The 12612-nt window shown below is 64.4% G+C and carries 12 protein-coding genes; 9 read left to right on the top strand and 3 right to left on the bottom strand.

What is annotated here, in order from left to right:
• The first annotated feature begins 3 nt into the window (after window positions 1-3).
• The 5 genes from ACOJTB_RS15800 to epsC all read left to right on the top strand — a co-directional run bounded on the left by ACOJTB_RS15800 (window position 4) and on the right by epsC (window position 5033).
• Window positions 4-576 carry an acyltransferase gene (locus ACOJTB_RS15800; protein WP_420103477.1) on the top strand — a complete coding sequence of 191 codons (573 nt, stop codon included), beginning with the start codon at window positions 4-6 and terminating at the stop codon, window positions 574-576.
• A complete protein-coding gene (locus ACOJTB_RS15795) occupies window positions 573-1679 on the top strand; it encodes a glycosyltransferase family 4 protein (protein ID WP_420103476.1) in 1107 nt (368 codons plus the stop codon). Before ACOJTB_RS15800 ends, ACOJTB_RS15795 begins: the two co-directional genes overlap by 4 nt.
• Before the next feature lie 150 nt (window positions 1680-1829).
• Entirely contained in the window at window positions 1830-2999 is a 1170-nt protein-coding gene (locus tag ACOJTB_RS15790; RefSeq protein ID WP_420103475.1) for a glycosyltransferase, read from the top strand.
• A gap of 159 nt (window positions 3000-3158) precedes the next feature.
• The gene (locus ACOJTB_RS15785; protein ID WP_420103474.1) at window positions 3159-4388 is read left to right on the top strand and encodes a polysaccharide biosynthesis/export family protein; all 1230 of its coding nucleotides are present in this window, start codon (window positions 3159-3161) and stop codon (window positions 4386-4388) included.
• A gap of 48 nt (window positions 4389-4436) precedes the next feature.
• A complete protein-coding gene (epsC, locus tag ACOJTB_RS15780) occupies window positions 4437-5033 on the top strand; it encodes a serine O-acetyltransferase EpsC (RefSeq protein WP_420103473.1) in 597 nt (198 codons plus the stop codon).
• On the opposite strand, the gene ACOJTB_RS15775 is transcribed toward epsC, so the two are convergent.
• Window positions 4986-6032 (bottom strand): acyltransferase family protein, encoded by a 1047-nt coding sequence (locus ACOJTB_RS15775; RefSeq protein ID WP_420103472.1) that lies wholly within the window; start codon window positions 6030-6032, stop codon window positions 4986-4988. The two genes, epsC and ACOJTB_RS15775, sit on opposite strands and share 48 nt — an antisense overlap.
• Window positions 6033-6091: 59 nt before the next feature.
• Window positions 6092-7462, bottom strand: a complete 1371-nt coding sequence (locus tag ACOJTB_RS15770; RefSeq protein ID WP_420103471.1) for a hypothetical protein — start codon at window positions 7460-7462, stop codon at window positions 6092-6094.
• A 215-nt stretch (window positions 7463-7677) separates the two neighbouring features.
• On the opposite strand from ACOJTB_RS15770, the gene ACOJTB_RS15765 reads away from it, so the two are divergent.
• From ACOJTB_RS15765 to ACOJTB_RS15755, 3 genes are all read left to right on the top strand, one after another.
• Window positions 7678-9144 (top strand): O-antigen ligase family protein, encoded by a 1467-nt coding sequence (locus ACOJTB_RS15765; RefSeq protein ID WP_420103470.1) that lies wholly within the window; start codon window positions 7678-7680, stop codon window positions 9142-9144.
• Window positions 9074-9673, top strand: coding sequence for a hypothetical protein (locus ACOJTB_RS15760; protein ID WP_420103469.1), 600 nt, complete (start codon window positions 9074-9076; stop codon window positions 9671-9673). Before ACOJTB_RS15765 ends, ACOJTB_RS15760 begins: the two co-directional genes overlap by 71 nt.
• Window positions 9674-9836: 163 nt before the next feature.
• On the top strand, window positions 9837-10478 hold the full coding sequence (locus ACOJTB_RS15755; RefSeq protein ID WP_420103468.1) for a transglutaminase-like cysteine peptidase: 642 nt from the start codon (window positions 9837-9839) through the stop codon (window positions 10476-10478).
• Window positions 10479-10577: 99 nt separating this feature from the next.
• On the opposite strand, the gene ACOJTB_RS15750 is transcribed toward ACOJTB_RS15755, so the two are convergent.
• Window positions 10578-11996 (bottom strand): mannose-1-phosphate guanylyltransferase/mannose-6-phosphate isomerase, encoded by a 1419-nt coding sequence (locus tag ACOJTB_RS15750; RefSeq protein ID WP_420103467.1) that lies wholly within the window; start codon window positions 11994-11996, stop codon window positions 10578-10580.
• Here ACOJTB_RS15750 and ACOJTB_RS15745 point away from each other — a divergent pair.
• Window positions 11995-12564, top strand: coding sequence for a hypothetical protein (locus tag ACOJTB_RS15745; protein WP_420103466.1), 570 nt, complete (start codon window positions 11995-11997; stop codon window positions 12562-12564). The two genes, ACOJTB_RS15750 and ACOJTB_RS15745, sit on opposite strands and share 2 nt — an antisense overlap.
• Window positions 12565-12612: the final 48 nt, after the last annotated feature.

Genomic DNA, 12612 nt, shown 5'->3' with positions numbered 1-12612 from the left:
GCCATGTCATTCAACACCTTCCGTCGCAAGTGGGGCTGTCAGATCGGCAATCTGGTCGCCAATCTGCTGCCGGCCGACAGCGTCAGCAAACATCTGCGCAACGGCATCTATCGCCTCATGGGTGTCAGCATCGGGCCGGGCACGGCCTTCGCCGGTGACAGCTACATCAATCTCGGCCCGGTCGCGCGGCTCTCGGTCGGGCGCGACTGTTTCGTCAATCGGCAGTGTTATTTCGACCTTTCGGCCGATATCGCCATCGGCGACGGGGTCTTTATCGGCACCCATTGCGCCTTCGTAACCGCCGATCACGAGATCGGACCCGCTAGCCGGCGAGCGGGCAAGGTCGCGGCCAGGCCGGTCTCGGTCGGCGCCGGGGCGTGGATCGGAACCCGGGTCACGATCCTGCCTGGTGTGACGATCGGCCGGGGTGCGATCGTGGCCAGCGGCGCGCTCGTGCGCGAATCCGTGCCCGACAATGTTCTGGTCGCCGGCGTTCCGGCGGTGATCAAGAAGTCGCTCGAGGCCGACGGCGTAGCCCCGACAGCCGTTCCGCTCCATCAGGAGCCGACGTCTTGAACCCTGCGCAGCCGCCGGAGATCTTCATCAACGGGCGCTTCCTGTCGCAGGCGCTGACGGGTGTGCAGCGTTATGCCACCGAGCTCGTGAAGGCGCTGGACGAGCTGATCGTCGCGGGTAGCCTGCCAGCCCCGCTGAACGGCGCCCGCTTCACCCTGCTGCTGCCGCCGAATGCCGCGACCGAGCTGCCGCTGGCGGCGATCCGGCAAAGGCGGGTGGGGCGCATGAAGGGCCATGCCTGGGACCAGATCGACCTGGCGCGCGCCGCGCGGGGCGGAATCCTCGTCAGCCTGGCGAATTCCGGGCCTGCTCTGCACCGGCGGCATCTGATCGTGCTCCACGACGCCCAGGTCTATCGCCATCCGGAGTTTTTCAGCCGCAGCTACCTGCTGCTGCACCGCACGCTGGGCCGGCTCTATGCGCGCATGGCGCAGCTCGGGACGGTCTCCTATTTTTCGCGCCGGGAGCTGGCTGCGGCCCTGTCGGTTCCCGAGGATCGGCTCAGCGTCATCCCGAACAGCGCCGAGCATCTGCGCAGCATCGTTCCGGACGGCTCGATCATCGGCAAGCTCGGCCTGGCGCCAAAGCGTTTCTTCCTGGCCGTCGGCTCGATGAACCGCAACAAGAACATCGCCGTCGCGATCGAGGCGGCCAAGCTGTTGGCGCGCCCGGATTACCCGTTGGTCGTCGTCGGAGGCGGAAACCAGCAGGTCTTCGGCGGCGGGCAGGGCTCGGGAGACGGTGCGATCTGGGCGGGGCGGCTGTCGGATGCCGAGATCGCCGCGCTCTACCAGAATGCGACAGCCTTCGTGTTTCCGAGCCTTTACGAGGGCTTCGGCCTGCCGCCGCTGGAGGCGATGACGTTCGGCTGCCCCGTGCTCGCCTCGACCGCCGAGGCTCTGATGGAAGTGTGTGCAGAGGCGGCGTGTTATTTCGATCCCCGCGATGCGGCGGCTCTCGCGCGGTTGATGCAGGAGCGGATCGATGGCGTTCCTCCGCTCGATCTGCTCGAAGCGAAGCAGTCGCAGCGGCTCGCGCATTATTCCTGGCGAGCCTCCGCCGAAGCATTGACCAGGGCCGTTTCGGCCCTCGCGGGGCGCTAGAATGACCGATCCTGCCCGTATCGGCTCATCGTCAGCGCGCCAGCCCATCCTCGCGGCTCCAGCCGTGCCGATGCACCACGTCGCCATCGCCAGCCTGCGCCTCGCGGCTATGGCGGCTTCGACGTCCGACCTTGCCTGCGGAGATTTCTCATGACCGACCGCTCGAGGCCGCCGAGAATCCTGCATGTCGCCGAGACGGTGCGTGGCGGCATCGCGACCTATCTGAACGAATTGCACCGCCACCACGCGGTCGCGCTCGGCGAGGAGAATCTCGCCTATGTCATTCCCCAGGATCACAAGCGCGACCTCGATGCGGTGCCGGATGCAAGCATCACGACCTTTGTTCGCAAAGGCCGGGATGTCAGCAGCATGTCCGGCATGGCGGTCAGCACCTGCAGGGCCATTCGCCGCTTCCGACCGGACGTGGTGCATCTGCACTCGACCTTCTCGGGCATCCTGCGGCCTATGCTCAAACTGCTGTTTCCGAGGCTGGCAGTCGTCTACTGCCCGCATGGCTGGGCGTTTCTGCGCGAATCCAGTACGGCCAGCCGGGTCGTCACGCGGACGATGGAGCGTCTGCTCGCCCCGCTGGCGGACCGGATCGTCTGCATTTCCGACTGCGAACGGCGCGCGGCCCTCGAGGCAGGGATCGCGGACAGGCGTCTGGCGTTGATCTACAACGGCATGAGCAATGAGCGACCCGACTATCCCGCCGCCGAATGGTCCGATGAGCGCCTGAAGGTGCTGTTTATCGGCCGTCTCGATCGGCAGAAAGGATACGATATCCTGTTGGAAGCCGCGGCCGATCTCCAGACAGAGGTCCACCTGCGGATGATCGGCTCGACGGTGGTCGGGCGCGAGCAGGCGCTGGAGCATCCCGCCAATGTCGAGATGCTCGGCTGGCAGTCACCCCAGATCATCGAGGCCCAACTCGATGCTGCCGATCTCGTGGTCATCCCCTCCCGTTGGGAGGGGTTCGGCCTGGTCGCGCTGGAGGCGATGCGGGCACGGAGGCCCATCGTCGCATTTGCCGTCGGAGCCTTGCCGGAAATCGTCGAGGACGGCGTGACCGGAATTCTCTGCTCGCCGCCCGGCGCAGAAGCGTTGGTCGCCGGATTGAAACGGGCTCTGGACATGCCGCTCCGGCCGATGGGCGAGGCCGGCTTCCAGCGCTTCAGGCGCCTTTTCCTGGTCGACACCATGCAGATCAAACTTCAGGAACTGTATCGGGAAACCTCTCCAGCTCATGAGCCAGCCAGTCATTCAGCCGCTAACGTATCGGCAGATGCAAGGAATCCGGCTAGAAACGCGGCACGGTGATCGAGTCCCGGCCGTCGCCGACGCTGGCATTGCAGAAACAATGCCGTGGCCCTCGTGCCACAGATTCCGGCCTATACTGCAGGTGCGAACGATAAAGGTGGTTCGAGGTCGATTTAGCTGTTAAGGCCGAGTGCCGGATCTATTCATAAAGGAACGGGCGTGAGTGAGTTGATTACCATCGGGTCTTCGGTCCAAGCGCTTGGCAGGCGGACCCGCACTTACGCCGTTAGCTCGCTCGCGCTTTTGCTGTCCGCCTGTGCGGGCGTCACACCGCAAGATACGCCCAACATCCAGTCCGTTCAGGCCAATGCGCAGCTCTCGGTGCTGTCGGATGAACGGGTCAATTACGCGCTGGTTTCGCTCACGCCGGAGCTTCTGCGCTCGACCAATGGCGCCACCGCTTCGTCGCTCGGCTCCATGTCGAGCCTCGGTGGCGGCAAGCGAAGCGGCGACGTCACCATCGGTATCGGCGATATCGTGACAGTGACGGTTTTCGAAGCCGCCGCGGGCGGGCTTTTCATCCCGCGCGAAGCCGGCTCCCGGGCCGGTAATTTCGTCGATATCCCGCGTCAGCAGGTCGACCAGTCCGGCAGCATCGTCGTGCCCTATGCCGGCACGATCCGGGTCTCGGGCCTGACCGCGAGAGAAGTCGCCGCGGTGATCCGCGAGCGCATCAAGGATCGTGCGATCGATCCCCAGGCGGTCGTTTCAGTGGTCGAGCAGCGCGGCAACCAGATCAGCGTCCTCGGCGATGTGAGCGCGCCGCTGCGCTTCGCCATCGATCCCGGCGGCATCCGTCTGCTGGGCGCGGTCGCCCGCGCCGGTGGTGCCCGCTCCCCGTCCTACGAGACCGTGGTGACGGTGAAGCGCGGCAGTCGGCTGGTCCGCCAGATGCTGAGCGATATCATCAAGCGACCGGCCGACGATATCTTCATGGCTCCAGGCGACGTGATCTATCTGTCGAAGGAGCCGCGCTTCTTCCTCGTCTTCGGCTCGACTCCCTCGCCCGGTTCGATCGGGGGATCCAACAACCGTCGCTTCAGCTTCGAGAATGACCGGATGATGCTCGCCGAGGCCCTCGCCAAGGCTGGTGGGCTCGACGGCTCGCGCGCGAACTCGAAGGCGGTCTATGTGCTGCGCGCCGAATCCCGCCGGATGCTCGAACGTGGCGGCGTCGATATGTCGAGCCTGATCGGCGAGACGATCCCGACGGTTTACAGCCTCGATTTCAGCAAGCCGGACGGATTGTTCCTCGCGAACTCCTTCCAGCTGCGCGACAAGGATGTGATCTTCGTGTCGGAAGCGCCCTCGATCGAAGTGATCAAGCTGTTGAACGTCGTCAGCCCGATCACCTCCAGTGCCGCGAATATCGACGGCATCGGGCGCTGAGGATCGGTTGGAACTGAGCTGTCGCAACGGATCGGGAACAGCTTCGGCGTGAGCGTCCTCGCCAAAATCCGCATGGATATCGAGGCTTACGCTCGTGCCGAACGCTGCGAGCCGAACGCGGCCTTCTGGCTGCGGATGGTGCTCGTGACGCCGGGCTTCCAGTTCGTGCTGTCGCACCGCTTCCAGGAGGCCTTGCTTGCCATTCCGGTGCTCGGCCGGATCGTGCGGCGTGTGGTGTGGTGGCTGACCTGTCTCCTCTTCAGCGCCGAAATCGCGATGGCGGCGACGATCCAGGGGGGACTCTACATTCCGCACCCCTATGGCATCGTGGTCGGCCGGGCGCAGATCGGGCGACGTGTCTCGATCATGCAGAACGTCACCATCGGGACCAAGAGCGTCTTCGAGCTCGCGACTCCGGAGATCGGCGACGATGTCGTGCTCGGTGCCGGCTCTGTCGTGCTGGGGCAGGTTCGTCTTGGAGCCGGGTCTGCGATCGGCGCGAATGCCGTCGTCTTGTCGGATGTGCCGCCCGGTGCCGTCGCTGTCGGCGCACCCGCCCGGGCCATGTCCAGCCGCAGGCCTCAGGATGGTGTGGCGTCAGGAGCGGGGCAGGCGACCCAGGCGGGGCAGAGCTCGAACGGCTGACACATTCCGGCGGATCAGCTGCCGCATCCGAACCTCGATCATCTCGTAGCTCGCGGCCGCTGCGATCAGGCTCGCGGCCACGCCGAGCACCGCGAAGCATGCGAAGACCGTCCATGGCCCGAGACCCAGCGCGACGAGGCGCCTTGCCATCGCAAGACAGGCGAAAAGAATGAAGGGGTGGACGAGATACAGGCTGTAGCTGATCTTGCCGACGAATTGGAGCGCCGCCGTCTCCAGCAGCCGGGCGAACCCGTTTCGCCCCGACAGGACCATGGCGAAGAGGAGCACGGCCGGCGGTAGGCCTGCATAGGGCGATACATATTCGCAGAGCCCGAACATCACCACGAGCAGGGCGAGGCCGGCCGACAAGCCAGCCGCTCCGGGCAATACCAGCCGTATCGGCCGCCAGGCCATCAGCATGCCCAATCCGAAATAGATGGTTCGCGGAAAGAACCAGACCAGCGGCAATGCCACTGCCGCCAGGCACACCGCCAGAGCGAGCCTGCCACGCGCGAAAGCGGTGAACAGCATCGCGAACCAAATGTAGAAGACCCACTCATAGGTCAGGGTCCAGGCGTTCTGCTGAGCAATCGGATCGCCGACGAAATCCTGAATGAAAAACAGGTTGGTCAGGAAGATGCGAAGATAGGAGAGGGGATCGATCCCGGCGAAGAATTTGTAGCCGATGACCGGGCCGATGACGAACAGCACCACATGCAACGTGACGAAGACGGGCATGATGCGCAGCGCCCGGTCGAGGAAGAATTTCGACAAGGCGCCGTGCCGGACCAGGCTGGCCGGAATGAGATAGCCGCTGATGATGAAGAACAGCTCCACGCCCCGCCCGCCCGCGGCCAGAGCGAGATCCGCCCATTGCGGGAAGCCCGGCGGAATGAGGCCGGCGAGATAAGGCATCGCATAGATGTGGCTCGCGACGACGGCCAGCGCGGCCAGCCCGCGCAAACCCTGGATCGCCGGAATGAAACCGTGATCGGACACTTGCGACGGAGGCTGTGCCCGGGCTAGCGCCTCCGGTTCGGCGTCGCTGCCCTGAGCGCTCACTCGGCCGGCCTCAGGGACATCGGCCCAGCGGTCGAGCGGGTGGGCAGGCGCATTGTCGTTCCGGCCGTGAAATAACGCCCCTTGGGCGGAGCGAAAACCTCGCTGAACGCGAAGCCCAGCATCAGCAACCCGCTGGCCGGCCCGTATGCGAGAACGGTCACCGTATAGATATTCATCACGAAGCAGATCGTGAGCTTATCGATATTGATCGTTTCGCGCAGTGATTTAATGACGAATATCATGAATACGACGAAAATCGGACCGAACATCAAATAGGTTCCGATATAGAAATTATCAACAGGCATAAAATACTGCCTGGTCTCAGGAGAGAATAGCTGCTGAGGATAATTGAAGCACCCGAGGCCACATCCTGTGATGAAGCCGATAGGCATGATTTTTTCCATATAGATGAACGGCTTTTGCCAGCTGTTGTTGACGCGGTCCATCAGGCTGAACCAGGACGACGCCATCGTGACGTCGGTTCCGGAAAACACCACGATCAGTGCAATTGGGATCAGAATGCAGCCGAAGGAGCCCAGCGCCAGCATGCGCAGAGCGCGAAAGCGCTGGATTTCGGGGAGGAACCTGACGAAGAGCAGCGCCAGCATGTAAATGCACAGAACGCCGAGGGCGGTCTTGTTCGTGGTGAGCCGCACCGTGGCGATGGCGACCGCTCCCCAGACGAAGATCCACCAGAGTTTGGCTCTCGCGGAGCAGAAAACGAACGTGATCAGAATGAAGAAGCTCGCCATCGTGCTGTCGGCCGCGAAACCTGACAGGCGAACCTCCGATTGCGACCACCAGAGCCGGCCCGCCTCGCGGGTCGCGCCGAACGACTCGTAGGAGAAGCCAACCCAGGGAAATTTGATGAATTTCGATGCCACGACGCCGAAGATCGAACTGAAAAAAAGGACACGGATCAGGGGCATCAGCCAGGGTGTGTCATCGATGTTACGCTGGCAGAAGCAGAAGCCCACGAAGATCGGCGCGAACATCTTGAAAGCCGAAGACATTCCCGCAAAGGTTCCAAGGAAGACATAGCCGAGGATCAGCGCGATGCCGGTGTAGAAGACCAGCATCGTTGCCAGAATGCTCCTTCCGCGAAGGCAGTAGCGATAGACGAAAACGCCCATCGTCACGATCGCCAGCAGGTCCGGAATGAACCACAGCGGATCCAGCCGCATGACGTTCAGATAATAGCGCATGGCGCCGGCGAAAGCGTCGCGGATGAAGTAGAGCGCAAGCGCGACGGCTTCGATGCTCCACAGGGCCCTGGACAGCGGGCGCTCCGCTTGCGGCCGTGCAGGCATCCCGCCAATCTGCCGCTTGAATGCGCTGGCTGCCGACTGCGCCACGTTCTCGTCCATCTTTCAGATTGCGGCCGACCTCAAGGAGCCTGCCGGGCCGAGGATACACCAACTCGGCGCGGCAATTCTACCGCATCTGCGAAATAGCCGGGAGCCGCCCCCCGGCCTTGCCTTGCCTCGGGCTTTGGCGTCGACTAATCCACGGCTCGGCCCTTGCATCATGACGCCGGGCCGGCCGTAGACCCCTCTCTCCGGTCGCTCGCTCGAGGCAGGGCATGATGCGGAAGGACAGGGCTTTTCACCGCGCCGTGCGGCGTTGGCTGCATCGCGGCTCCCGCATTCTGTTTCTCGCGGTCATCGCCTTGGCGCCGCTGCCCTTCGGAGCGACAGCTCCGGTTCCGCTTGCCCTGGCCCTGGCCGGGTTGGCGCTCAGCCTGCTGACTGCGGATCTGCGCCACGTGACCGCAACGCATCTGAAAGGCTTCTGGGTGGTTCTGGCCGCCTTCGCCGCCTATGTCGGAATGGCTGCGTTGCAGCATCTGCCCGCGGCGGCAGGGCTTGTTCCGGCCGCGCCCATTTGGGCGGAGGCCGAAGCGTTGCTCGGCATCCCGCTGACGGGTCAGGCGGCATGGTCGGCTTCGGTGTCGTTCGCGATCGTGGGCGCGCCGCTCGCCGGGCTCCTCGCTTTCGCCAGGGCGCTCGCGCTGAGCAGCGAGCGCAGGGGTGCCCTTCAGTTGTTCGCGGCCATCGCCGTGTCGGGAGCAATCTATGCGGTCTATGGCATCGCCGCTCATGTGCTGACGCCGGAGCTGCTGCTCTGGCGGGCGAAGACAGCCTATCTGGACGCCGTGACCGGGACGTTCGTCAACCGGAACACGGCCGCGACCTATTGGGGCAGCTGTGCCGTCATCTGCCTCGCGATGGGCCTGGATCATGCGGCGAAACGCGCCGGCCGCTCTTCGGTCAACGGGGAGGGCAGCGGTCTTTTTCGCATTCTGCCCTGGATCGGCCTCGTTCCATGCCTTCTGGCTCTGGCAATGACCGGCTCACGCGCCGGCGTGATCCTGACGCTGCTGGCGCTCATGCCGGTGGTCGCTATCAGCCTGAGCGGAATGGGGCATTTGAAGAGCCTCACGATGGGCCGGCTCGCGCTGCTGTTGCCGGGCATCGGTGCGCTGCTGCTCACGCTGGGGGCCGCCGCGGTGGCGCGCGTCCATGTGTACGGGCTTTATGACGAGCATCGAGCCGCGGCCTACGCCGATATTCTGGCGATGATCGCAAGGCATCCCTGGACCGGTGTGGGGATCGGAGCCTTCGGAGCAGTCTTTCCGCGCTTCCGCTCGGCCGAGCTCGGGAGCAGCGGCCTTTGGGACCGGGCGCATAGTACACCGCTCGAAATCGCAGCCGAGGCCGGCCTGCCGGTAACCATGTTGATCGTCGCGACTTGTCTATTCATAGTATACGTATTATTAAAAGGTTGTTTTGAGCGGCGTCGTGATCGGTTCTTCCCGGTAGCGACATTTGGTTGCGTCCTGTTGGGGTTCGGGCATTCCTGCGTCGATTTTTCGTTGCAGATTCCCGGTTATGCCATTGTGTTTGCCTCCATCGTCGGATGTGGGCTCGCGCAATCGGTGCCGACCCGACAGATTTTCGGTGAGGGTGGCGCTCGAGATGAAACAACTTCTCTGCAGCGCGGCCTTTCTCGTCGTTTTCGCGTCCACCGCGAGGGCGCAGGTCGGTAACGGCGCCTGCGGCACTCTGCCGGACATGACGGCGGAACGGGCTGCCGCGTTCCTCAACCAGCCAGCGGCCCTTCTGGGGCAGGCATCGAATATCGGCGGCAGCCTGGCCGCTGCGATCCGGGACTTCGCCATCACGCGGCCTGAGACATTGAGTGGTGTGCCGGCGCTCGCAAATGATGCATCTGCGGACCAGTTGCGCGCGATCGGGGCAGGGCTCGGCACCGCGGCGGCGATGTGCGCGCTCTCGCAGCCGAATACGGCGCTGCGCATTCAGGAAACGGTGCTGGCCACCAACAAGCCCGAGGTCGTCAATGCCTATACGAGCATCGTCGGCGATGTCGCGACCGAGGCGATCCCCGAACTTCCGGCGACCGGAGAAACCACCGCTGGCGGCGCGCGGGCCCGCGGGGTGACGGCTGACGCGACCGGTATTCCATCGAACGCCACACCGAACTCGTTTTTCGGTGTCGTCGGCGGCGTCAGCCGCCAATCGAGCGTGTCGCTGCTTTCCGTCAGCCCCAGCAATTGAGCGAGCCCCCACCCCAGCGCGGATGTGAGTTGATAACCAATATCGGAGGCAGCGCTGTCTCGGCGGCAGATGCGCCCCGGTTCGCTGCAATTTTAGCGGCTTTCTGAACGCGGCTCTCAGCGCTGCCTTGGCATAACCGGTTCGACAACGGATCGGGACGACCATGAAACGCGCAGTTCTCGGTGCTGCCTTTGCCCTGCTCTTGACGGCCGGCGCCTCGCGGGCGGCCTCCGTGGTCGAGCCCTTGCCGGTCGGCAACGAACCGTCCCGGGTGGCATCCTACGGCTACACCCTGGCGCCACTACCCTTCGTCAAGTTCTGCATGCAGCAGGCGCCGGAATGCCAGCCCGCCACCGGATCGCAGGAACCGACGGACGAGATGCTCGCGCGGATGGTGGAGATCAACCGCGAGGTCAACCGCTCCATCACTCCGATGCGCAAGCCGACGCAGCCTCTTCTGACGAGCTGGACGATCGCGCCGGAGGCGGGCGACTGCAACGATTATGCGGTCACCAAGCGCCACCGGCTGATCGCGGCGGGCTGGCCTTCGAGCCATGTCCTGCTGGCTGCGGTGGCGACGCCGGAAGGGCAGGGCCATCTCGTCGTCGTCGTGCGCACGGCCGAGGAGGATCTGGTGCTCGACAATCTGACCGACGCGATCCGGCGCTGGGACAAGACGTCCTTCGACTGGATCTCGATGCAGTCGGAAGAGGATCCGCGTTTCTGGCTCGCTGCGGGCGAGCGTGGCCGCCAGCGGCAGCAGCGCCTGCAAGCGGTTGCGGCAGGCTTTGCGACGGCGCGCTGATCGAAGCAGCTGCACCGGGGCGGCGGCAACCGCCGGCCGGCCCAGCCGCAGCGTTCTCACCAGGCGGCGAGGTCGATCCCAGGCATCGGCGTCACGCCGTCAGCTGCGGGCATAGATGTCCTCGATCCGGACGATATCATCCTCGCCCGTATAAGAGCCGACCTGCACCTCGATCAGTTCCAGCGGAATCTTGCCCGGATTGGCGAGGCGATGGGTGCAGCCGATCGGCAGATAGATCGACTCGTTTTCGTGGATATAGGACACCGTCCCGTCGAGCGTGACCTCGGCGGTGCCGGAGACGACCACCCAGTGCTCGGCACGGTGGAAATGCTTCTGAAGGCTGAGCAGACCACCGGGCTTGACGTTGATCCGCTTCACCTGGAAGCGCCCGCCCAGATCGATGCGCTGGTACCAGCCCCAGGGGCGGTACATCCGCAGATGCTCGGTGGCCTCGCGCCGCCCTTCCTTCTTCAGCTGCTCGACCAGACCTTTCACTTCAGCGGCACGCGCCTTCGTGGTGACGAGCACGGCGTCGCGTGTGGCGACGACGACGGCATCCTCGAGGCCGATCACAGTGGTTAGGACCTCGTCGCTGCGGATCAGCGATCCTTTGGTGCCGATCGCGACGACCGGCCCTTCCAGCACGTTCCCGTTCCCATCCTGCGGACGGATCGCCTGGAGCGAATCCCAGCTTCCGACATCCGACCAGCCGAAGCTGGCGCGCAGAACGCCGGCATATTTGGTTTTTTCCATCACCGCATAGTCGATGGAGACCTTCGTCGCCTCGGCGAAAGCCTTGGCGTCGAGGCGCAGGAAGTCGAGATCCTCCACCGCGCCGGCCAGCGCGCGACCGGCTGCCGCCAGCATCTCGGGCACGAAGGTCTCGAGCTCCGCCAACATGCGGTCAGCCGCGAAAATGAAATTGCCGCTGTTCCAGAGAAAGCCCTGCTCGACATAGGTTTTAGCGATGTCGGCGCTCGGCTTCTCGACGAAGCGCGCTACCGCGTTGGCGCCTTCGGCCTTCAGCGGCGCGCCGGGCTCGATATAGCCGTATCCGGTCGCCGGCTCCGTTGGGACGATGCCGAAGGTCATGATCGGCCCTGATGCGGCGAGCGCTGCGGCGCTGCGGCAATCGCGGCGGAAAGCCTCGACATCGGGGATGACGTGGTCGGCGGCGAGCGCCAGACAAAGGCCCTTCTCGTCGCGGCGCGCGACCAGCAACGCCCCGATGGCGATGGCGGGCGCGGAATCGCGCCGCTCCGGCTCCAGCACGATGTCTCCGGAGACGCCGACCGCGCGCATCTGCTCGGCGACGACGAAGCGAAACTCATTGTTGGTGACGATGATGGGCTTGTCGAAGCCCTCTCCCTGCACGCGGGTCAGCGTCGCCTGGAAGGTCGACAGGCCATCGTCCAGCAACGGGATGAACTGCTTTGGCATGGAATCGCGCGACAGCGGCCACAGCCTCGTGCCGGCGCCACCGGCCATGATCAGGGGGGTGATGAGACGGGACGTCATGAGATCACGATTCTCCGGTGCGGTTGTCGAAGCCCTCTTCGGTCGGGGCAGTTTTCGTGCCGCCGCGTTCCGAATGCGGCTGAGAGGCAGAAAGAACAAGGGCGCCCCGCCGGCGCATCGGCGCGCGACCAAGGTTGCGGGGAGGGGGAAAATCAAAAGACCAAGACTGAGCGCCCATCCCGCTAAAACCCGATCCAGCCGTCATGAACGTCATGGCGCCTCCGATGCATCTGCAGCCTCGCGCGCCGATGCGATGATGTCACGACGCTCGTGGACGCCCAGCGCCGATCGTCACGTTTGCACTGCACAATGGACTAGCGCGTTCGGCCCCCCTTTGCCAACCTTCGTCGCCCGATATGGGCTGAGGAAGATCATCGGCGCCGGCGAAAAAGCGCATATCGGTAAAATCCTAGCGATCGCTTCGACCAAGCTGAAAAGGTGCGCGCGCTATCGAGAGCCCAGTCTTTCGGGGGCCTCTCTCGTGTTCATCTCGCTCGGTATTATCTGGTTGGGCTGCGCGGCCATCTTCCTGGAACTGGCTGAGCGCGCGCCCTTGATCGAAGACTGAAGGGGCTGGCGCTGCCGGAGCGCGCCCTTGCCGCGATAGGGCCTATTT

This window comes from Allobosea sp. (assembly GCF_048595345.1).
Taxonomy (GTDB): Bacteria; Pseudomonadota; Alphaproteobacteria; order Rhizobiales; family Beijerinckiaceae; genus Allobosea.
The sequence above is the reverse complement of the archived record's forward strand: the minus strand, read 5'-3'. Positions and strand labels throughout refer to the sequence as shown.